The sequence below is a fragment of the Reyranella aquatilis genome (genome assembly GCF_020880995.1).
Lineage (GTDB): Bacteria > Pseudomonadota > Alphaproteobacteria > Reyranellales > Reyranellaceae > Reyranella > Reyranella aquatilis.
On record NZ_JAJISD010000008.1, the window covers coordinates 113,567 to 135,000 of the forward strand.

General features: G+C 66.7%; 19 protein-coding genes. 7 read left to right on the plus strand and 12 right to left on the minus strand.

What is annotated here, in order from left to right; all coding sequences use genetic code 11:
* Positions 1 to 54: 54 nt before the first annotated feature.
* From LJ725_RS18695 to LJ725_RS18705, 3 genes are all read right to left on the minus strand, one after another.
* On the minus strand, positions 55 to 4,074 hold the full coding sequence (locus LJ725_RS18695; RefSeq protein ID WP_230552170.1) for a translocation/assembly module TamB domain-containing protein: 4,020 nt from the start codon (positions 4,072 to 4,074) through the stop codon (positions 55 to 57).
* Complete coding sequence (locus tag LJ725_RS18700; RefSeq protein WP_230552171.1) at positions 4,074 to 5,948, minus strand: autotransporter assembly complex protein TamA; 1,875 nt, start codon at positions 5,946 to 5,948, stop codon at positions 4,074 to 4,076. The genes LJ725_RS18695 and LJ725_RS18700 overlap by 1 nt, the downstream gene beginning before the upstream one ends.
* 87 nt (positions 5,949 to 6,035) lie before the next feature.
* Positions 6,036 to 6,605 (minus strand): hypothetical protein, encoded by a 570-nt coding sequence (locus tag LJ725_RS18705; RefSeq protein ID WP_230552172.1) that lies wholly within the window; start codon positions 6,603 to 6,605, stop codon positions 6,036 to 6,038.
* Between the two features lie 316 nt (positions 6,606 to 6,921).
* Between LJ725_RS18705 and LJ725_RS18710 the strand changes: the two genes are divergently transcribed.
* The 4 genes from LJ725_RS18710 to LJ725_RS18725 are packed head-to-tail and all read left to right on the plus strand — an operon-like array spanning position 6,922 to position 9,932.
* On the plus strand, positions 6,922 to 7,698 hold the full coding sequence (locus LJ725_RS18710; protein ID WP_068199917.1) for an SDR family NAD(P)-dependent oxidoreductase: 777 nt from the start codon (positions 6,922 to 6,924) through the stop codon (positions 7,696 to 7,698).
* 54 nt (positions 7,699 to 7,752) lie between these two features.
* Positions 7,753 to 8,742, plus strand: a complete 990-nt coding sequence (locus LJ725_RS18715) for a Bug family tripartite tricarboxylate transporter substrate binding protein (protein WP_230552173.1) — start codon at positions 7,753 to 7,755, stop codon at positions 8,740 to 8,742.
* A gap of 12 nt (positions 8,743 to 8,754) precedes the next feature.
* Positions 8,755 to 9,108, plus strand: a complete 354-nt coding sequence (locus LJ725_RS18720; RefSeq protein WP_230552174.1) for a hypothetical protein — start codon at positions 8,755 to 8,757, stop codon at positions 9,106 to 9,108.
* Complete coding sequence (locus LJ725_RS18725) at positions 9,108 to 9,932, plus strand: DODA-type extradiol aromatic ring-opening family dioxygenase (protein ID WP_230552175.1); 825 nt, start codon at positions 9,108 to 9,110, stop codon at positions 9,930 to 9,932. Before LJ725_RS18720 ends, LJ725_RS18725 begins: the two co-directional genes overlap by 1 nt.
* Positions 9,933 to 9,983: 51 nt before the next feature.
* Here the strand turns inward: LJ725_RS18725 and LJ725_RS18730 are convergent, their stop codons facing one another.
* Positions 9,984 to 10,724, minus strand: a complete 741-nt coding sequence (locus LJ725_RS18730; RefSeq protein ID WP_230552176.1) for a 2OG-Fe dioxygenase family protein — start codon at positions 10,722 to 10,724, stop codon at positions 9,984 to 9,986.
* A 206-nt stretch (positions 10,725 to 10,930) separates the two neighbouring features.
* On the opposite strand from LJ725_RS18730, the gene LJ725_RS18735 reads away from it, so the two are divergent.
* Positions 10,931 to 11,815, plus strand: coding sequence for an alpha/beta fold hydrolase (locus LJ725_RS18735; protein WP_230552177.1), 885 nt, complete (start codon positions 10,931 to 10,933; stop codon positions 11,813 to 11,815).
* Positions 11,816 to 11,892: 77 nt separating this feature from the next.
* Here the strand turns inward: LJ725_RS18735 and LJ725_RS18740 are convergent, their stop codons facing one another.
* Together LJ725_RS18740 and LJ725_RS18745 are read right to left on the minus strand one after the other, a co-directional pair.
* Positions 11,893 to 12,651, minus strand: coding sequence for a glucose 1-dehydrogenase (locus LJ725_RS18740; RefSeq protein ID WP_230552178.1), 759 nt, complete (start codon positions 12,649 to 12,651; stop codon positions 11,893 to 11,895).
* On the minus strand, positions 12,638 to 13,408 hold the full coding sequence (locus tag LJ725_RS18745; RefSeq protein ID WP_230552179.1) for an SDR family oxidoreductase: 771 nt from the start codon (positions 13,406 to 13,408) through the stop codon (positions 12,638 to 12,640). Before LJ725_RS18745 ends, LJ725_RS18740 begins: the two co-directional genes overlap by 14 nt.
* Positions 13,409 to 13,491: 83 nt before the next feature.
* Between LJ725_RS18745 and LJ725_RS18750 the strand changes: the two genes are divergently transcribed.
* On the plus strand, positions 13,492 to 13,809 hold the full coding sequence (locus LJ725_RS18750) for a hypothetical protein (protein WP_230552180.1): 318 nt from the start codon (positions 13,492 to 13,494) through the stop codon (positions 13,807 to 13,809).
* Positions 13,810 to 13,817: 8 nt separating this feature from the next.
* Complete coding sequence (locus tag LJ725_RS18755) at positions 13,818 to 14,144, plus strand: transporter family protein (RefSeq protein ID WP_230552181.1); 327 nt, start codon at positions 13,818 to 13,820, stop codon at positions 14,142 to 14,144.
* A 76-nt stretch (positions 14,145 to 14,220) separates the two neighbouring features.
* Here LJ725_RS18755 and LJ725_RS18760 read toward each other — a convergent pair whose 3' ends face one another.
* From LJ725_RS18760 to LJ725_RS18785, 6 genes are all read right to left on the minus strand, one after another.
* On the minus strand, positions 14,221 to 15,417 hold the full coding sequence (locus LJ725_RS18760; RefSeq protein ID WP_230552182.1) for an ABC transporter substrate-binding protein: 1,197 nt from the start codon (positions 15,415 to 15,417) through the stop codon (positions 14,221 to 14,223).
* Between the two features lie 198 nt (positions 15,418 to 15,615).
* Positions 15,616 to 16,818, minus strand: coding sequence for an ABC transporter substrate-binding protein (locus tag LJ725_RS18765; RefSeq protein WP_230552183.1), 1,203 nt, complete (start codon positions 16,816 to 16,818; stop codon positions 15,616 to 15,618).
* A gap of 59 nt (positions 16,819 to 16,877) precedes the next feature.
* Complete coding sequence (locus LJ725_RS18770) at positions 16,878 to 18,722, minus strand: AMP-dependent synthetase/ligase (RefSeq protein WP_230552184.1); 1,845 nt, start codon at positions 18,720 to 18,722, stop codon at positions 16,878 to 16,880.
* Positions 18,723 to 18,738: 16 nt separating this feature from the next.
* Complete coding sequence (locus tag LJ725_RS18775) at positions 18,739 to 19,515, minus strand: ABC transporter ATP-binding protein (protein WP_230552185.1); 777 nt, start codon at positions 19,513 to 19,515, stop codon at positions 18,739 to 18,741.
* Between the two features lie 11 nt (positions 19,516 to 19,526).
* Positions 19,527 to 20,285, minus strand: a complete 759-nt coding sequence (locus tag LJ725_RS18780; RefSeq protein WP_230552186.1) for an ABC transporter ATP-binding protein — start codon at positions 20,283 to 20,285, stop codon at positions 19,527 to 19,529.
* Entirely contained in the window at positions 20,282 to 21,433 is a 1,152-nt protein-coding gene (locus LJ725_RS18785; protein WP_230552187.1) for a branched-chain amino acid ABC transporter permease, read from the minus strand. The genes LJ725_RS18780 and LJ725_RS18785 overlap by 4 nt, the downstream gene beginning before the upstream one ends.
* Position 21,434: the final 1 nt, after the last annotated feature.

Here is a 21,434-nt window from a genome sequence, read left to right on the forward strand (position 1 = left end):
CGTCTCCATGCACAAAGAAATCTTTCTGGCGTCCGGATGGCAATATCGGACTGCTCAGTAGTCCCACTCAGCCTTGACCCCGACCCGGCCGGTGGAGTTGGCGCCGATGTCGCCCTCGATCTTGATATTGTCGAAGACGTCGAGCTGGACCACGCCTCGGCTCGAATTGCCCGCGGCGCCCTGCCGTGCGCCCACATAGACACCCGGCGCCACGTAGCGGCCCGCTTCGAGGGAAACGCCATTGGCGCTGGATCCCGTGGGCTCGCTGCCGCGCGATCCGGAAGTTCCCACGCTCAGCTGGTCGAGGCCCAGCCCCTTGCGCAGGCGGCTCAGGACGCCTTCGCCGGGCGACTGCCCGGCCAGTTCGGCCATGACCTGCGCCACTTCCAGCAGTTCCGAGGCACCGAGCTGCGAGGCGGGCTTGCCGAAGATCAGCAGCGCCATCGCCTCGTCGGCCGGCATCGAGGGGCTCGAGGTGATCTCGATCTTGGGCTCCCGGGCGGTACCGGTGATGGCGATGCTGACGGTGGCCGACTGCGCGGGAACCGACGCGAGGAAGTCGAGACGGGGGTCGATCGCGTCGAGATTGTCGAGACTGACGATCCCCTTCGAGAAGGTGAGCCGGCGGCTGCCGAGACTGAAGGTGCCGCGCCGCAGGGTGAAGCCGCCGATGACCGCCGGCGCCGCGGGCGTGCCGCTCACGGTGAGCTGACCGCTCATCTCGGCGTCGAGGCCGCGGCCGCGCACGAAGATCGCCTGCGGCGCGCGCACGTCGAGGGCGAGCCTTATCGGCGTGGCGGTGGGCGGCGGCGGCGCCTTCCTCGTGGTCTTGCGGGCCGGCGTCGGCGGTGTGGCCGTCACGGCGGCGCCGGGCTTGTTGATCTCGCGCACCTCGACGGTCGGAAAGGAAGCCGTCTGTCCGCCGCCCACGGAAATCTCCGCCCGGTCGATCGTGACGGGGCCTGAAATCTCGATACCGGAGGAAGTCGCGCCGGTGATCCTGAGCGTGCTGCTGACGGTGGCGATGAGGTCGGGCCGGCTCACGAGCAGGGCGCGTTGGGTCGACAGGCCGACGTCGAGGACCAGCCCTCGCTCCGCGTCGAGCCGCATCGAGCCGCTGCCGCTCACCGTCCCGGTGCCGGCCTGGAAGGTGAGGCGCTGGATCTGCAGCGTGTCGCCCTGGAGGACGAGACGGCCCTGGCCGCTGCCAAGCCTGAGGCCCGACTCCGGCATGGCCACCGCACCGCCCTCGAAGTCGATCGTGCCGCTGCCGGTGATCCGCGGGCCGGCGACGCTCACCGTGAGGTTGGGCCGCAATCGACCGGTGATGTTACGGATGTCGTTGCCCAGCAACGGAGCGAAGGGGGCGATGTCGACAGACCCGCCCAGGGTGATCTGCGCCGCCATGGCGCCGCCGCCGCGCGGCAGGGTCGCGGTCCCCTTGGCCGTCAGGCTGGTGTTGGCGCCGGCCGAAAGCCTTGCGTCGAGGCTCGCCTGCTGCCCGACGAGCGAGCCGGTTCCCTGGATCGACAGCGACGGCACCAGCGCGGTGTCCGGTCGGCGCACGCGCACGCCGCTTGCGGTGTAGCTCGCTTCGACGCGCGGCGCGGCCATGGCGCCGGTTGCCCGGACCTTCGATTGCAACGTGCCCTCGAGACCCGTGCCGGGCGCGAAGGTGTCGATCAGCGCCAGAGGAAGTGCGGCGATCTCGAGCTGCAGGTCGCTCGCTACGGGATCGAGCGTTCCCCGGAGCCCGACCCGGCCCGCGCCGACGCGCAGGCTGGTGGGATCGATCGCGATGCGGGCGCCCGCCACGACGACCTTGGTCGGTGCGTTCAGCCCCATCGGGATGTCGAGATAGCGCCCGGTGAACCTGGACAGGCTCACGCGGACTTCCTCGGCCACCAGCTCGATCTTCGCCGCGAGATCGGCGCTCAATTGCGGACCCGAGCCCTGCAGGGCGACGTCGAAGCCGCTCACCCGATCGCCCTTTGCGGTTGCCTTGAGCGTCGAGAGCCCGCCGGCTCCCCGCAGGCGGGTCGCCTCGAGAGCAAGGTCGGACGCGGCGCGGCCGGCCGGATCGTCGATATGCCCCTTGAGGTCGAGTGAGCCTGCGCCGGCGCCCTGGCCAGAAAGATCGGTGCCCTTGACCGAGATGTCGAGGCGACCGCTCGGGGCATTGGGATCGGCGGTGACATCGGCAACCAGGGACCCTTCGAGTCCGAAAGCCTTCAGCGCCTCGATCTCCTTCAACTGGGAGACGGCCAGCCGTGCATGTCCTGTCGTGCGCGTCTGGGCGACGACCAGATTGGTGACGTCGAGGACGGCGCTCGACCAGCGTCCCTGGAAGGTGGGGACGGCGAGACCCGTCGTCGTGTCGTGCGCGAAGCGGCCGTTCAACGTCAGGGGCTGGCCCTGGACTTCGCCCTCGGCCTGTACCGTGCCGCCCAGCTTGCCGTCGGCCGCCAGCGACACGGTCGTGTCGAGGACGAGGCGTTGCGAGGCGACGCTCTGGCCGGCCGCCCGATAGACGACGTCGCGCGTCTCGACCTTGAGCTTCAGCGAGGTGTCTGGACCGCCGAAGCCGACCGTGGCGTTCGCGGTGGCGGCACCGGCCACGTCGGCACTGAAGGTGGTGAGGCGCGGCAGGTCGAGCGCGAGATCGAGGGTGCCGGTTTCCTCACGGCCGCGGCCGGAGACGGTCAGCGTGCCGCTGTCGCTTCCCAGGCGGGCGTCGCGCAGGATCCAGTCGCCGCTCGGCGCCAGCGTGGCGTTGCCCGCGAGGTTGACCGTTGCGACCAGCCCGGGCGGTACGCCGGGTGCGCCCAAGCCTTCCACCATGCCCTGCCAGCGCGCCGAAACGGTGCCTTTGTCGAGGGCGGCCGTAACCTGGATCTGCGCCTTGCCGGTGAGCGCGCGGCCGGCCATGGCCGACAACGGTTCGAGGCTCGGCAGGTCGACCGTGGCGCGGACCTCGCCCTTGTCGTCGGCCGGCGCATAGTCGCCGTCGCCCCTGGCACGCACGAGCGGCATGGCGACATCGAACGACCGCACCGTCACCTTGCCGCCCGTGAGGCCCCCCACCGTGGCATCGATCGTGACGGTGCCCGGCTGGGGCAGGCGCGGGTCGAGCGTCGCAAGCTTCAACTCCTCGACCTTGCCCTGGAGGCGAATGGCGTCGGTCAGCCTGCCGTCGGCCTTCAGGGTCAAGGCCTTCCAGGCGACACCCTCCGCCCGGACATCGATCGGCCCGCCCTCGAGCGTGGCCTGCAGGCCGGTTTCGGCACCGTCGGGCTGCCAGCGGACGCTGCCCTTTGCCGTCGCCTGGTCGCCGGCCTTGGCCGTCAGCTCCGCCGTGCCTTCGCCTGCGTCGCCCCGAGCCGATAGCTTCAGCGAGAGGCCCGGCAGGTCGGGGCGCTGCATCAGGGCGGCGACCATGCCGCCGGGATCCTCGTCCAGCGTGACGTCCGCGGAGATCGTGCGCGGCGAACGGTCGACACGCACGTCGGCGGTCAGCTTGCCCGTGGGCCCTTCGAGACGATCGGCCGTGAGCCTGGCGCGGAGCTCGCCCAGGTCGCGTGCGACGGTGCCGTCGCCGCCGACCTTCCAGTGCGAATCGAAGCCGCCGAGCGCCGCCGCCAGACGCAGATCGTCGATGCGCAGCGCGCGCAGGTCGACGTCGAACGGCAGCCGCACGCCGCCGGTGGCGGGCCTGGCATCCTTGGCCTCCGCCGGCGGCGGCGCGCGCAGCACGGCGATCTTCGCGGCGGACACGATTTCGACGCGCAGGTTCCGCCGCAGAAGCGAGCCGAGCGACCAGACGACGTGTGCATCCTCGACCTGCAGCCACGGACCGCCGCGGTCGGCGATCTCGACGCGTGCCACCCGCAGATCGGTCGGCACGAAGCCCTCGATGCCGGTGATCGTGATCTTCTGGTCGGGGGAGGAAGCGAGCCCGGAGGCCATGGACGCCAGCAAGCGCTTGCCGGGCCCGGTCTGTACGCCGGCGAAGGCGAGACCCAGCACGACGAGGAGGGCGCCGAGCGCGTACGCCGCGATGCGAAGCGCGCGCATCAGAAGGCCTGTCCCAGGCTGACATAGATGCCGAACGGCGGATCGGTCGGCCGGCGGTTCAGGGGCACGCCGACGTCGGCCCGGATCGGCCCGAAGTCCGTGTAGTACCGGATGCCGAGGCCGGCGCCGACGCGGGGCGGGAGCTGCGAGAAGTTCGGCAGGAAATCGGGGTAGGCGCTGCCGGCATCGACGAAGGCCACGGCGCCGAACGCCTTGCCGATCCTCTGGCGCAGTTCGACGTTGGCCTCGACCACACTCGCGCCGCCCAGCGGATTGCCCCAGGCGTCGAGCGGCCCGGCGGTCTGGTAGACGAAGCCGCGCACCGAGCCGCCGCCGCCGGCATAGAAAAGCTTGTCGGGCGGGATGCCGCCGATGCTGATGGCGGGCTCGGTGCCGAACGAGGCGCGGGTCGCCAGCACGGTGCGGCCGGGCTCGGCGATGTCCCAGTAGTGACGGCCGGTCAGCCGCAGGATGGTGAACATGTCGCCGCCGGGTCCTGTGTCGATCCACGGCTGGACGTTGAATTCGAGGCGATACCCGCGCGTCGGGTCGAGGTCGCTGTTGGCGCGATTGTAGAGCACCGTGCCCTGCAGGCCGAGCATGCGATAGCTCTGGGTAACGCCGTTGCGGGTGATGTCGGCGATCTCGGTCGCGAAGCCGACGCGGGCCTGCCAGCGGGGCGAGAAGGTGCGGTCGAAGCCGCCATAGAAGGTCGCGGCCTTCCTCGTATAGGCAGGAACCACTTCGCGCAGCGCGGCCGCTTCCAGTCGCAGGTCCTGTCCTGGCAGCCACCAGTCGGGCTTGCGGAAGGCGGCCCGAAACGCAAAGCCCGTGTCGAGGATCGCGTAACCCTGGCCGATATGGTTGATCTCGCCCGACAGCCTCAGGCTTTCGGCCTGGCCGAACAGGTTGCGGTGGACCCAGAATCCCTCGATCCCGAAGCCGAGCTGGGTCTCGTAGCTCGCGCCGAAGCCGATCGAGCGCTGCAGGCGGTCGGTCAATTCCACATCGACCGGCAGTTCGCCGTTCGCATCGAGTTCGGTAGCAGGCTTGATCCGCACGGCGTTGAACGTGCCCAGCGAGGTGAGTTTGCCGCGCAGGTCCTCGAGCTTGGCCGGGGAGTAGGCGTCGCCTTCCTTGTAGGGCACCCGCCGTTGCAGCCAGACGGTGTCGACCTTCTCGGTGCCGGAAAAGCGCACCGGCCCCATCCGCGCGAGCGGGCCGGGCTCGGCGACGAACGTCACCTCGGCTTCGCGTGTGGCGTGATCGACGACGACTTCCCGGTCCTTGATGGCGGCCAGCGCATGGCCCTGCTTGCGCAACTCGTCGAGCAGCTTGTTCTGAGCCGCGATGATCGCGGCGGCATCGGCGGGATCGCCCGGCGCCAAACCTATTTCCGCACGATCGATGCCGGGAAGGGACTGCTGGGCTCCCGGGGGCCGTATGGTGACCGACCCGATGCGATATCGCGGGCCGGTGTCGATGACGATGTTGACGTTGGTCGCATCGGTGTCGGGTCGGGACTCCAGCGCTTCCAGGGCCGAACTGTCGGCGATGGGCCGTCCGTCGATCGTGGCATTGAGCGTGGCGTCGTAGTAGCCGCGCGAGCGCAGGGCGGTGTTCAGCCGGGAGGCCACGGCCTGGGCACCCTGAAGCACGCTCAACGCGTCACCGGTGAGCGGCTGCTGCTTCTCGAAATCCGCAGCCAGTTCCCTGAGATCGGCGCTCATGCCCTCGTCTCCCGTCACCGTGAGAACGATCCTGCCCGTACGCGCCTCGGCGGCGCGCGAGAACGGGCCCGCTAAACCGACCACAGCCAGCGAGACGAGGCAGCTTATGCGCACCCAGCGCAGGAACTCGCTTTTCAAACGCACCATACCCGCCAAGCCATACAACGCGCGGCGGGTAAAAGGGATGCTTCTCTGGCGCGCTCTCCATCCCAAGGAGGGCTGGGAGTTGTGCTAGGGAATCAGCATCGGGTTCAACTCGGCGAAGCGCTGCTGCTGGTCGTTGAAGACGACCATGAACAGCTCGCGGAACAGCTGCTCGATGCGCGGATCGGCGGGGCCGCTCGCCTGTGTCCATGCGGTGGTAAACGACAGGGCCTGCGCGTTGCGGCAGTAGATCGCGTAGACGTAGAAGCGGCCGGGCGTGCCGGGCTTGAAGCGGGGCGGCTGGCCGGCGCACACGGGGTCGGCGTTCAGGTTGTTGGCGGGATCGAACACCAGCACCAGCCGGTAATCCGGGCTGGCCGGCGGGATCGGCCGGTCGTAGGTGAAGGTGAGCGCCGGCCTCGGCTTCGCGCGCTGCATCGCCGGCAAGAGATCGCGCGCCACGACGGCGGGATCCACTCCCGGGAAGGCATCGCCTGCCAGGATCACCGGGAAATTCTTGCCGTCGGTCGCGGCGAAGAACTCGCGATAGTCGTATTGCGGCGCATAGTAGTTGCCGCCGATCGTGGCGGCGACCGCCAGGGCCGGCAGCGCGACGAGGCTGGCGAGGACGGCGGCGATCCGGGTGGTTGCGCGCATGCGAAGCTCCTTCTGCTACGCGGGACGCTAGAGATTGCCGGGGTGCACGGGCAAATCAGGGCTGCGTGAGGCCTTCGTGTGCGGGCGCGTGGCCGAAGCACGGCTTGAAACCGTTCGTTCAGGATCGGCTTGAGCACCACGATTGCCGTAATATCGCCAGCCGCAACGGCCCGACTCAGCGGCAATCGTTCGATAAAATATATTGGCATCAACGATTTGATCCAATTTCCTGAACATCATGTTCGCTCACGCGAGCGTTTTCTGTTTTCCCCATTTCATGCGACACATGAGGCTGGATTTTCTGGAGGAACGTTCAATGGCATCGCCGCTTTTCGACCTTACCGGCAAGGTCGCCGTCGTCACCGGCTCGAGCAAGGGCATCGGCAAGTCGATCGCCCTGCACCTCGCGCTGCAGGGCGCCAAGGTGGTGGTATCGAGCCGCAAGGCGCCGGCCTGCGAGGAGGCCGCTGCCGAGATCCGGGCGGCCGGCGGCGAGGCCATCGTCATTCCCTGCAACATCTCCGACAAGGCGCAGTGCGAGAAGCTGATCGAGGAGACGCGCAAGCAGCTCGGCCCGGTCGACATCCTGGTCTGCAACGCCGCCTCGAACCCCTATTACGGGCCGAACGAGAAGCTGCCGGACGACGTGTTCATGAAGGTGATGCACAACAACATCCTGTCGAGCATGTGGCTGATCAATTTCTGCCTGCCCGACATGCGCGCCAAGAAGGACGGCTCGATCATCATCGTGTCCTCGATCGGCGGCGTGCGCGGCACGCCGGTGATCGGCGCTTACGGCATCTCCAAGGCCGCCGACATGCAGCTCGCGCGCAACCTCGCCGTCGAATACGGCAAGGACAATATCCGTGTGAACACGATCGCCCCGGGCCTGGTGAAGACGGACTTCGCCAAGGCGCTGTGGGACGATCCCAAGTACCTCGCCGTCCGCCTGAAGGGCGCCCCGCTCGGCCGCATCGGCGAGCCGGACGATATCGGCGGCATTGCGGTGATGCTGGCCGGCAAGGCCGGCGCCTTCATCACCGGCCAGACCATCATCGCCGACGCCGGCGTGACCATCGGCAGCGGCGGCTAGGAGGCCCGCACCCAGGCAGCGGCCGCCGAAGACAGGGCCGCAGGGGAGGAAACAATGAAGCGCACAAGCGTTCTCGTAAGCGTCCTCGGTATCCTCGGCGTCCTGCTGGCAACAGGCGCCGGGGCCCAGTCTCAAGTACCTGCGTCCTATCCCACCAGGCCGGTGCGCATCGTCGCGCCGTTTCCGCCGGGCGGCGTCGCCGACGTGCTGGCCCGCGCGATCCAGCCGGGGCTGCAGGAAGCCCTCGGCCAGCAGGTCGTGATCGACAACAAGCCCGGCGCCGGCGGCAACATCGGCGCCGAGATCGTCGCCAAGGCGGAACCCGACGGCTACACGCTGCTGCTGGCCTCGGCCGGCATCCTGACGATCAACGAGTTCCTCTATTCGAAGATGCCGTTCGACACGGCGACGGCGTTCTCGCCCATCACCGTGGTGGGGGACATGCCCAACATCGTCGTGGTCAGCCCGAAAACCGGGATCGGCACGCTGAAGGAGCTGATTGGCCGGGCGAAGGACATGCCCGGCAAGCTCAACTTCGGCTCGGCGGGCAACGGCACGACGACCCATCTCGCCATCGTGCTGCTGGAACAGGCGGCCGGCATCCGGCTGGCGCACGTCCCCTACAAGGGCGCGGCGCCGGCCGTCCAGGATCTCGTGGCGGGCCAGATCGACGGGCTGGTCGACAATCCGCCGCTGGTGGTCGGTCACATCAAGAGCGGCGCGCTCAAGGCGCTGGCCTGGGCGGCGCCGCAGCGCATGGCGATCCTGCCCGACGTGCCGACCGCGGCCGAAGCCGGGCTGCCGGGCTTCGAGGCCTCCTCGTGGTTCGCGTTGATCGCGCCCGCGGGTACGCCGAAGGAGATCGTGGCGCGGCTGAATGCCGAGACGGCAAAGATTCTCCGCGACCCGAAGATGGTCGAGCAGTTCGCCCAGCGCGGCGTGCGGCTGGTCGGCAATTCCGTCGAGGAGTTCGTGGCCTTCATACCCAAGGAACGGGCCCGCTGGGCAGATATCGTGAAAACGTCCGGCGTGAAGCTGGAGTAGGACGGAAAGCGCATGAGCCTCTACCAGGTCCAGAAACTGATCTACCAGCTCAACCGCGACCCGCGGACGAGGCAGCGCTATGCCGACGAGCGGGATGCGGTGCTGGGCGAGTACGATCTCACCCCGGAGGAGATCGGCGCGCTGGTGAAGCCCGACATCGGCCTGCTCTATGTGCTGGGCGTCAACGGCCAGCTCCTGATGCACTTCGCGGCGCTCCACCACATCGAATGGCCGGACTATCTCGAGCGGATGCGGCAGGGGCTCAAGGATCACGGCCCGGTGCGCGAGGGTGTCTATGCCGCCACCGGATACGAGGGCATCGAGGCCCACGACGCCCGCCTCAAGGCAGAACGGGAGATGCGCTGATGCCTCTGGTCTATTGTGGCGCCTGCAGCCACGCCCCCGGCATGACGGGCCGCGCCGAACGGGCGGATACCCAGACGCGCCAGGCGCTCGAGAGCGCGTTCCGGCGCATGGGCGACGACATCCGCGCGACCAGGCCCGACGCGCTGGTCGTCATCGCGGCCGAGCACTTCGCCAACTTCTTCATGAACAACATGCCGGCCTTCGCCATCGGTATGGCCGACGGCTACGAAGGCCCGATCGAAGACGAGGCATTCCTGCGGATCCGGCGGACGACCGTCCCCGGCAACAGGGACCTGTCGCGCCGGCTGATCGAGAACGTGATGCAGACGGTCGATGTGGCCTATGCCGAGGAATGGAAGTTCGATCACGGCATCTCGGTGCCGCTGCACTTCCTCACGCCCGACTACGACTTGCCGATCGTGCCGGCCAACATCAACTGTCAGGGCCCGCCGCTCGCGCCGCTGGCCCGCGCGTGGGCCTTCGGAGAGGCCCTGCGCCGCGCCGCCGACGCCGTGCCCGAGCGCATCGCGCTGATCGGCACCGGCGGCCTCTCGCATTGGCCCGCCACACCGGACTCGGGAAAGATCAACCGCGAATGGGATCTCGAATTCCTGCGGCGCTGGTCGGCCAACGACCGCGACGCTCTGCTGTCCTACACGGATGCCGAGACCTATCGCGAGGCAGGGCAGGGCGGTTTCGAGATCCGGACGTTCATCGCGGCGGCCGCGGCCGCGAAGGGCGCCAAGGGGACGGTCGATTTCAGCGAACCGGTCCCGATCTTCGCCGTCAGCTGTACGCTGGCCCACATGAATATCGGCACCTAGCGGCGATGAAAGCAAAAGGTCCTTCGTCGGCGGAAAAGCAGGCCGAGGGGCTTACTGCTTCTTCTTGAACGTCACCACCAGCACGTCACGGTAAGCGGGCAGGGCCGGGTTCTCGGGCTCCACGGGCGTCACACCGTGGTAGCAGCGGGCGTCGTCGACGAGTGCGGCATCGAGCGGATCGGTGAGGGTGAAGCTGCCCAGCGCGCGCTTGTCGAGGTCGTGCACCGTCGTGGTTCCGCTCGCGATGTTGCGGCGGTTGATCAGCAGCACCAGCACATAGTCGACGCCGTCGCGATGCATGCCCTCGGGCGTCGGCTTGCCGGCCACGCCGATCTTCGCCTCGATGCGGAACTGGTGGACCTCGATGTGCCACTTCGCGGTCTCGGGCGAGAGCCGGCCGAACAGGGCGCGGCAATACTCGAGAATGGTGCGCATCGAGGCACCGTCGCCGATCTCCTCTGTCACCGGCTTGAACCAGCGCTCGATGCCGCCGTTCAGATTGTTGTAGTCGAGGCCCTGATAGTGCGGTTGATGAGCGCCGCGCACGATCGGTCCCTGGCGCTCGGCGCCATAGACGCCGAAGCGGCGCTTCCGGTAGCGGCCACCGTCGCCCATGTAGGTGTCGACCTCGAGGTCGTTCCAGCTCTCGGCAAAGGCCGGCCAGTCGGCGAGCGTCCCGAAACGCGCCAGCGCCGTGCGCATGTCGGAGGCTTCGACGAAGGCATAGCCCGCGCGCTCGACGGAGGCGCGGATGCCAGAGGCGTTTTGCAGACCGGTCCCGATTTCGCTCATGAGTGTCATTGTAGCATCACATGTCCATCGTTCGGCAGTTGAGGCGCATGAAGGTTTCTAGGGATTGCACATCCGGTGAGCCCGCCGCGCTGCGGTCGACGTGAGGGTGGATTTGCCGCGACCGCGTACGTCACAATCGCCGCGCTTCGTCGCCCTGGCCCGTGAACCGCGGGGAAGAGACGGCGCACCGACAGGGAGATCGACCGATGCCGTATACGACCACAGACGATGGCGTGAGACTCTACTTCGAGGAGACGGGTGCGGGCGCCCCCATCGTGTTCGTGCACGAGTTCGCGGCAGACCATCGTTCGTGGGAAATGCAGATGCGCCATTTCGGCCAGCGCTACCGCTGCATCACCTACGGCGCGCGCGGCTATCCGCCGTCCGACGTGCCGGAGAAGCCTGAGAGCTACAGCCAGAACCGTGCCACCGACGATATCCTGGCGGTGATGGATCATCTCGCGATCGACAAGGCCCATGTCGTCGGCCTGTCGATGGGGGGATTCGCCAGTCTCCACTTCGGGTTCCGACACCCGACGCGGGCGCGCTCGCTCGTCGTTGCCGGCGTGGGCTACGGCGCGGAAAAGCACGAGCAGGCCAAGTTCAAGGCCGAGGTCGGCATCGTCGCCAGGTCTCTGAAGGAAGAGGGCATGGCCGCTTTTGCGGAGAAATACGCCTACGGTCCGACCCGTGTTCAGTTCGAGAACAAGGATCCGCGCGGCTTCGCAGAGTTCAAGGCGGCACTGGCCGAGCATTCGGCCCTGGGCTCGGCAAACACCCAACTCGGCTGCCAGGGCGAGCGGCCATCGCTCTACGACCTGATCGACAAGATGCGCGCCCTGACCGTCCCGACGCTTGTGCTGATCGGCGACGAGGATTGGCCGTGCCTCGCGCCGTCGATGCTGATGAAGCGCGAGATCCCGTCGGCGGCGCTGGCGGTGATGCCGAACTGCGGTCACACGATCAATCTCGAGGATCCCGACCAGTTCAACCGCATCGTCGGCGATTTCATCGTCCAGGTCGAAGCCGGCCGCTGGCCCAAGCGAGACCCGCGCGCGATCTCGGGATCGATCACGGGGATGAAGTCTTAAGCTTCATGTCTTCGTGGAGAGGCGCGGGCTCTCGCGCCTCTGAAGGCGCTGCCGCCCGCCGGCGCGTGTGAACGCGCTTAAGCCGTCAGCCCGCCGTCGCAAACGAATTCCGACCCCGTCGAAAAGGTCGATTCGTCCGACAGCAGGAACAGGATCATGTGCGCGACCTCGTCGGCTTGGCCGAGACGGCCGAGCGGGTGGAGCTCCTCGAGCGCCTGACGTCCGCTCATGTTGCCGACATTGGTGTCGAGCCGCGGCGCAATCATCGGCGTGTCGATGTAACCGGGGTGCACCGAATTGCAGCGGATATTGTACTTCTGCTGCGCGCAGTGGAGCGCCACGTTCTTGGTGAGCGTGCGCACGGCACCCTTTGAGGCGCAGTAGGCCATGGCATAGGACGCGCCGCGCAGGCCCAGTACCGACGAGATGTTCACGATCGAGCCGCCGCCCGCCGCCTTCATTGCCGGAATGGCGTGCTTGCAGCCGAGGAACGTTCCCAGCGAATTGATGTCGTTGACGCGACGGTACTCCGCCAGCGTGCAGTCCTCGATCGAGTTGCGCACGCCGACGCCGGCGGCATTGAGCAGCCCGTGCATGGCGCCGAATTTTTCCACGGTGGCGGCGACGGCTGCCTGCCAGCTCTCTTCGTTCACGACGTCGAGCGGCACGAAGTGCGCGGCCGCGCCCAGTTCGGCGGCGAGCGCCTGGCCCTTGGCCTCGTCGCGATCGGCCAGCACAGCCTTGCCGCCCTCGCGCACGACCATGCGTGCGGTCGCCGCGCCGATGCCCGACGCGCCGCCGCTCAGAAGGACGACCTTGTTCTCAAGACGGGGCAAGGAGCGACCTCCTCTGCAGTCCGGCGGTGACGCCGCCATCGGACGTGAACTCAGTGCCGGTGACGAAGGACGAACGATCCGAGGCCAGCCACAGCACCAGCTCGCCCAGATCCTGCGGCTCGGCCATGCGGCCGATCGGGTGACGGGAGCCCAGGAAGGCCTTGCCCTGCTCGCGGCCGACCGCCTGCCACAGCGGATTGAAGATCGCGGTGTCGACGCCGCCCGGATGGACCGAATTGCAGCGGATCCCGTACTTCTGCTCCGCGCAGTAGAGCGCGACGCTCTTGCTGAGCAGCCGCACCGCGCCCTTGCTGGCGGTGTAGGCCGTGGGGCCGGCGCCGCCGACCAGGCCGGCGATCGAGGAAATGTTGACGATCGAGCCGCCGGACGCGGCCTTGCCAGCGCCGAGATGCTTCATGCCCTGGATGGCGTACTTGCAGCCGAGGAACACGCCCTCGGAATTGATCGCCTGGACCTTCTGCCAGTTCTCGACCGTGGTGTTCTCGGGATTGCCCGGGCCGCCGGAGACACCGGCATTGTTGACCATGATGTCGAGCCGGCCCTCGCGCTGCAGGACATCTGCAAGCAGCGACTGCCAGGAGTCCTCGGATGCGACGTCGTGCGTGACGAAGCGGCCTGCGGAGGCCTCTTTGGATCCTTCGGCCAGGTCGGCCACGATTACGGCGGCTCCGGCTGCCGCAAGCAGGGTCGCCGAGGCAGCGCCGATGCCGGACGCTCCGCCGGTGACGACTGCCACCCTCCCGGAAAGTTCATCGCTCATATCGCCGCGACCATAGCGGCTAACCGCGCGCTGCGTTAGCGTATCGAGAGGAGGATCGCATGGCGAAGTTGACGCATGTTGTTGGACTGATGGTGGTGCCGCTGGCCTTGTCGGCCTGCACTCAGACCGCGGGCGGTCCGCCGCCCGGCATGACGGCGGCCCAGGGAGCGGCCTATTGCGCGAAGCTCACCACGGTCTACAGCGAGTATGTCGCGGGCATCAGCAGCTCGATGGGCGGCGTCGGCAGGGGCGGTGCGCAGGCCGACATCGACGCCCGCGTGGCCATTGCCCAGTGCCAGGACGGCAACACGGCCGCGGGCATTCCCGTGCTTCAGCAGAAGCTGCGCGAAAACAAAGTCGACGTGCCGGCTCCGTGATGTCCGGGGTGATCCGCACTTCGCGCGCGCTGGCCCGCCTCGGCGGGCTCGTTCTCCTGCCGCTGATGGCGGCGGCCTGCACCCAGACGGCGGGTGGCCCGCCGCCCGGCATGACGGTGGCCCAGGCGGCCGCCTATTGCAGCAAGCTCAGCTGGGCCTACGGCGAATATGTCGCCAGCGGATTGGGAGACACGGCGGGCGACGACGACAACACCAATGCCGACATCAATGCGCGCTTGGCGATCGCCCAGTGCCACGAGGGCCAGACCGGCGCCGCCATCCCGGTCCTGCAGCAGGAACTCCGTCGCAACAAGGTCCCGGTGCCGCCTGTCTGAACGGCGTGTTGCTTGAGACCAAGAAAAAGCCCGGACGGTTTCCCGTCCGGGCTTTCTTTCGAGTCGGATGCTCCGATCAGAAGCTCAGGCCTTCCTTGATCACGACCCAGCGGCCGTTCTTGACCTGCTGCACCTGCGTGATCGTGTTCGCGAGGTGGTTGGTCTTGGAGAACTTGCTCGGCGGCGAGCTGAAGATGTCGAGGTACGGGTCGCCCGATTCCAGGGCGTCCAGCATCTTCTGCCCCGTCAGGTCCTTGCCTGCCAGCTTGGCGTAGTGGGCGAAGGTCATGACGGCGTTGTAGCCGATCACCGACTGCGTGTTGGCGTCGGTGCCGAACATCTTCTTGTAGGCCTCGACCCAGTCCTTGACCTTGCCCTTGGCGGTATCGGCATAGGGCGTCTCGAAGGCGCCGGCGGCGTAGAAGCCCTCGACCACGTCCTTGCCGAGCGTGATCGTGTCGGGAATGTTGGTCGGGGTCGCGCCGAGGAAGGTCACGTCCCAGCCCAGCTTCTTGGCTTCGGCAATGGCGCCGATCGTCTCGCGCAGGATGGTACCCAGCACGACGAGATCGCAGCCGTCGGCCTTCATCTTGGCGATCTGGGCACTGAAGTCGGACGCGCCACGCTTATAGGTCGTGACGGATGCGGGCTTCAGCTTCATGGCGTCGAGCTGCTGGGTGAAGCCGTCGAGCACGTTCTTGCCGTACTCGTCGTCCTGGTACATCAGGCAGGGCTTCGTCGGCTTCTTCCACTCGACCATGTATTTGACGGCCGCGCGCGTGCTCTCGACATAGGGCAGCAGGTTGCTGAACTTCAGCCGCTCCTGCGGCTTGCCCGGATCGAACTTGTAGGTGAACTCCGCGGCGGTCAGCGGAAACAGCTGCAGGACGCCGGCATCGAACAGGATGTCCTGCGCGGCGATCACGGGCGCGGAGCCCATGCCGCCGATCATTGCGAACACCTTGTCCTTCTCGATCATCTTCTGGCTGGCGAGCACGGCCTTCTTGGGATCGTAGGCGCTGTCCTCGATGATCAGCCTGAGCTTGCGGCCGTTGATGCCGCCGGCGGCGTTGATCTCCTCGACGGCGAGCTTCATGCCGTTGGCGACCGGGACACCCCACGTCTTGATAGGGCCGGAGAGGTCCTGGTGGGTGCCGATGACGATCTCGGTCGGCGTGATGCCCTGGTTGGTGACCTTGGTCTGCGCGAGCGCAGGCATGACCGCCAGCGACGTCGTGCAGGCAAGCGTTACCGCGAATGCCTTGAAATGCATTTGTCCGTTTCCTCCACTGCTGCGCTCTTTGTCTCTTGGGCGGGTGGCGCAAACGACCCGGTCCGTCGTCGCTTTGTGCGACTTGCGCGGAATTAGAGCAGTTTCGCGGTGATTATGCACGGCGAAACGGAGGATTCCGGACGGCAAAAGAAAAGGCCCGGGGCTGCCCCCGGGCCTTGCCTTCGAGGATTCAGATTCCTAGTTCTTCAGGTCACGTTTCAGCACGATCCACCGGCCGTCCTTGATCTGCTGCAACAGGTAGACGGTGGCCGACAGGTGCTCGGTCGGGGAGAACTTGACGGGCGGGGAGTTGAAGATGTCCTGGAAGACGTCGCCCGACTCCATGGCGGCCAGGAACTTGGCCCCGGTCAGGTCCTTGCCCGCCAGCCTGGCGTAGTGGGCGAAGGTCATGACGTCGTTGTAGCCCAGCGCTGACTGGGTGTTCGGCTCCATGTTGTAGAGCTTGTAATAGGCCTCGGCCCACTCCTTGGCCTTGCCGGTCGAGGTGTCGCGATAGGGGATCTCCATGGCGCCCACGGCATAGAAGCCCTCGGTCACTTCCTTGCCCAGCGCCGGAACCTCCACCACGTTGGCGGCGGTGCTGCCGAAGTAGATCGGCGCGAAGCCGATCTTGCGGCCCTCGGCAATGACGCCGACGGTCTCGCGCACGATCGTGCCCAGCACGACGAGGTCGCATCCATCCGACTTCATCTTCGCGACCTGCGAGGAGAAATCCGAGGCGCCGCGCTTGTAGCTGGTGACCGAAGCGGCGGTCAGCTTGGCGTCCGCGACGGCCTGGTTGAAGCCATCCAGAACGTTCTTGCCGAATTCATCGTCCTGGTAGATCACGCAGGGCTTCTTGCTGCCCTTTTCCTGCATCAGGTGGCGGGCGCCGGCGCGTACACTCTCGGTGTAGGGCGGCACGTTGTTGAACTTCAGCCGGTCCTGCGGGTTCTTGGGGTCCATCTTGTAGGTGAACTCGGCCGAGGTGACCGGGAAGAGCTGTGGGATGCCGCCCTCGAGCAGGATGTCCTGCGCGGCGAGCACCGTGGGCGACCCGAGCGGCGCCAGCATGGCGAAGATCTTGTCCTTCTCGACCAGCTTCTGCGTCGCCAGTACGGCCCGCTTCGGGTCATAGCCGACATCCTCGACGATCAGCTTGAGCTTTCGGCCGTTGATGCCGCCCGCCGCGTTGATCTCGTCGACGGCCATCTTCATGCCGTTGGTAACGGGGACGCCCCAGGACTTGATGGGGCCGGAGAGGTCCTGGTGGGTGCCGAGAACGATCTCGGTGGGCGTGATGCCCTGGTTGGTGACCTTGGTCTGCTGTGCCGCCGCGGGCAGGGCGGCGAGACCGAACACGCCGCCCAGCAGGGCGGCACTTACGCCAAACGAACGCATGAGTACTTGTTTCCTCCAACTACGCTTTACTGAACTCTCTTGAACTCCGTGCGCCCGGCTCAGGCGGCCTGCGGGCGGTACATCGCGTCGATCTGTTCCTTGTACTTGGTGTTCACGAACGAGCGCTTGAGCTTCATGGTCGGCGTCAGCTCCTCGTCCTCCGGCGTGAGCTGCTGCTCGATCAGGAAGAAGCGCTTGATCGTCTCCACTCGCGCGAAGTTGGCGTTGACCCGCTCGATCTCCGACCAGATCAGGTCCTGCACCTCCTTGGCGCGGCACAGGCTGGTGTAGTTGGTGAAGGGCACGTCGAGATCCTGGGCGAACTTCTCGACCGTCTCGCGCTCGATCATCACCAGGCAGGTGAGGTAGGCGCGCTTGTCGCCGATCACGACGGCGTCGCTGATGTAGGGCGAGGCCTTGAGTTGGTTCTCGATCTCCGACGGCGTGATGTTCTTGCCGCCCGCCGTGATGATGATGTCCTTCATCCGGTCGGTGATCTTGACGTAGCCCTCCTCATCGATCACGCCGACGTCGCCGGTATGCAGCCAGCCGTCCTTGTCGACCGTCTCGGCCGTCTTCTCCGGCTGGTTCAGGTACCCCATGAACACCATGTCGCCCTTGATCAGGATTTCGCCGGCGGGCGAGATCGTGACCTGGCCGTAGGGCACCGACTTGCCGACCGTGCCGAGCTTGATGCCGTTGGCCGGCATCGCCGTCGCCAGTCCGCAATTCTCGGTCTGCCCATAGACCTCGTACATGTCGAGGCCGAGCGCCAGATACCAGCGGATCAGTTCGGGCGAGATCGGCGCGGCGCCGGTGAACAGCCAGCGGCAGCGGTCGAGGCCGATCATGCGACGGATGTTCTTCAGGACCAGCCAGTAGGCCGCCTGGAAGCGCAGCTTCTCCAGTGCCGTCGGTTCACGTCGCGCAAGTCGGGCGTCCGCGATGGCGTTGCCGGCCGAAATCGCGTGCCGGTAGGCCCATTGCTGCAGCGGCGTGGCGTCCTTCAGCGCGATCGTGATGCCGGCGTAGAACTTTTCCCATACGCGCGGCACCGCGCCGAACAAGGTCGGCTGCACCTCGCGGATATTGTCGGGCACGGTCTCCGGGCTTTCGGCAAAGTTGCTGCAGACCCCGGTCGCCACCGAGTAGTAGCTTCCGGCGACCCGCTCCGCGACGTGGCACAGCGGCAGGAAGGCCAGTCGCTCGTCGCCCTCGTGCCAGGAAAGGGAGAGCTCCGGGTGCATGCAGTTCTGCATCGTGTAGACCACGTTGCGATGGCTGTGCATGGCCCCCTTGGGCGGCCCGGTGGTGCCGGACGTATAGACCAGAATGGCGAGGTCGTCGGGCTTGCGCGAGGCGACCAGCTCCTCGAACAGGGCATCTTTGCCCTGGCCGTAGTTGCGGCCGGCCGCCATGAATTCGTCCAGCGAGACGACCATGGGATCGCTGAAGGTGCGCAGGCCTTCCATGTCGAACACGACGATCTTGCGCAGGGTGGGACAGCGCTCCCGCACCTCCAGGGCCTTGTCGAGCTGCTCGTCGTCCTCGACGAACAGCACGGAGGTCCGGGAATCGTTGATCAGGTACTCGACCTGCTTGGCCGAGTCGGTGGGATAGATGCCGGAGGAAACCCCGCCTGCGCAGAGGATGCCGAAGTCTGCGTAGTTCCATTCCGGCACGGTATTGGCCAGGACCGAGGCCACGTCGCCGGGGCGGAAGCCCAGCTGATGCAGGGCGAAGGCGATGGCGCGCGAGCGATCCAGCCACTGGTTCCAGGAGATGGCATTCCAGATCCCGTAGAGCTTCTCGCGCATCGCCGGCTTGTCGCCCCGCGTCCGGCAGGAAAGGAGAAAGCTCTTGGGAAGGGTTTCGGCAACCGTCAGCGTCGCGTTGGTGGGCATGTTTCCTCGCTTCCCGTCAGCGCCAGTTCTTCTTCTTCTTCCAGCGGCGTTCGCCGCGGGCGCTTTCTTCCTTGGCGCCGAGATAGAATTCCTGGATATCCTTGCTGTTCATCAGGCGCTCGCAGGTATCGTCCATCACAACGCGGCCGACCTCGAGCACGTAGCCGTAATGAGCCGTCTCCAGCGCCATCTTGGCGTTCTGTTCGACCAGCAGGATCGAGGTGCCTTCCTCGGCGTTGACCCGGCGGATGATGCTGAAGATCTCCTTGACCAGCAGCGGCGACAGGCCGAGCGACGGCTCGTCGAGCAGCAGCAGCTTCGGCCGGTTCATCAGTGCCCGGCTGATCGCCAGCATCTGCTGCTCGCCGCCGGACAGCGAGCCGGCCGGCTGCTCGATCCGCTCCTTCAGACGCGGGAAATAGGTAAAGACCCGCTCGAGGTCCTTGGCGACACCGTCGCGGTCCGTGCGCAGGAAGGCGCCCATCGCCAGGTTCTCGCGCACGGACAGGAACGGGAAGACCTCGCGGCCCTCGGGCACGTGGCTCAACCCCAGGCGCACGATCTTGTCGGCATCCATGCGCTGGATCGGCCTGCCCTCGAACTCGATCGTGCCCTTGAGCGGGTCCAGTACGCCGGAGATGGTCTTGAGGATCGTCGTCTTGCCGGCGCCGTTGGCGCCCAGCACGGTGATGATCTTGCCGCGCGGCACGGTGAGGCTCACACCGCGGATCGCCATGATCGGGCCGTAGTAGCTCTCGATGTTGGAGACCTTGAGGATCGGATCGTCGCTCATGTCTTCTCCGCTCAGGTGCCGAGATAGGCGGCGATGACGTCGGGATGCGCCTGCACCTCGGCGGGCGTGCCCGAGGCCAGCACCTTGCCGTAGTTGAGCGCCAGCACGCGGTCCGACACGCGGTTGACCAGGCTCATGTCGTGCTCGACCATCAGCACCGTGACTCCGAGCTCCGTCCGAATGTCGCGGATCCAGAACGACATGTCGTCGGTCTCCTCGACGTTGAGGCCGGAGGAGGGCTCGTCCAGGAGGATCAGCTTCGGCTCCGAGCACAGCGCGCGCGCCACCTCGACCACCTTGCGCACGCCGTAGGGCAGGCCGGCGATCAGCTTTTCGCGATAGGGCTGGAGGTCGAGGAATTCGATCACCTCCTCGACCTTGCGGCGGTGCTCCTTCTCGGCCCGCCGCACGGAGGGCAGGAACAGGATCTCCTGCCAGAGCTGGGTGGTGGCGTGGCAGTGCCGGCCGACCAGCAGGTTGGCCAGCATCGTCGCGTTCTCGAACAGCTCGATGTTCTGGAAGGTGCGGGCGATGCCGAGCTTGGCGATCTGGTGCGCCGGGATCTCGGTGATGTCGCGGCCCTCGAAGAACAGCTTGCCCGACGTCGGGTCGTAGAGGCGCGAGATGAGGTTGAAGATCGAGGTCTTGCCGGCGCCGTTGGGGCCGATGATGGTGAAGATCTCGCCCTTCTCGACGCTGAAGCTGACGCTGTCGACCGCCTTGAGGCCGCCGAACTGGAGCGAGATCCCGTCGACCGTGAAGAAGCTCATCGGTTGCGCTCCGACTTCACGTAGGTCTTCTGTCGCTTGAAGGTCGCCTTCTTGTAGAGCGGGAAGAGCTGGAAGAAGAGCTTCACCTTGAGCCAGCGGCCGTACAGTCCGTAGGGCTCGAACAGAATGAACATCATGATGATGAGGCCGTAGATCGCGCCCTTGAGGCCGGCGGCCGAGCCGATCGAGGACATGGTTTCCCGCAACTTGCCGGCTCCCTCGGGCGACATGCCGAGCGAAGAGGCGAGGCTGGCGCCCAGCACCGGCACGTCGTCCTTCAGGGCCGTCAGGAACGGATCGACCATGACGATGAAGATCGCGCCCAGCACCGCGCCGTGCACGCCGAACGCGCCGCCGATGATGATCACCATGATGAACTCGATCGAGAGCAGCAGGGTGAACATCTCGGGCGAGATGAAGGACATCTTGTGAGCGAACAGGACACCCGCCATGCCGGTGAGGGCGGCGCTGATGGCGAAGGACTTCACCTTGTAGCCGGCCAGGTCGATGCCCATGCTCTTGCCCGCGGTCTCCGAATCGCGGATCGCGATGAAGGCGCGGCCGGTGGGCGAGCGCAGCAGGTTCAGCGCCAGCAGGATCGATCCGACGAGGACCAGCAGGCAGAGGAAGTAGAAGGCATCGCCGTCGCGCGGGATCGGCTGGCCAAGGAGATCGATCGTGCGGACCCGCATGCCCTCGTTGCCGTGCGTGACCGATTCCCAGCGCGCCAGGATTTCCTCGACGATGAAGGCGAAGGCGATGGTGGCGATCACGAGGTAGATGCCGCTGAGCCGCAGGGCCGGGAAGCCGACCATCGCGCCGACCGCGCCGGTGATGATGGCGGCCGCAGGGAAATAGACGATGAACGGTATGCCCTTGCTCTGCATGAAGCCGGCGGTGTAGGCACCGATGGCGAGGAAGGCGGCGTGGCCAAGGGAGGCCTGCCCGGTGAAGCCCGTCAGGATGATCAGCGCCACGCCGACGATGGCGTAGATGAAGACGAACACCATCTGGCTCTGGAGGTAGCTGCCGACCAGATAGGGCGCGGCGATCATCACCGCCAGCAGCACGCCGTAGGACCACCAGTAGCCGCCGTGCTTCAGCAGCTTGATGTCCTGGTTGTAGTCGGTCTTGAAGACGAAACGCATG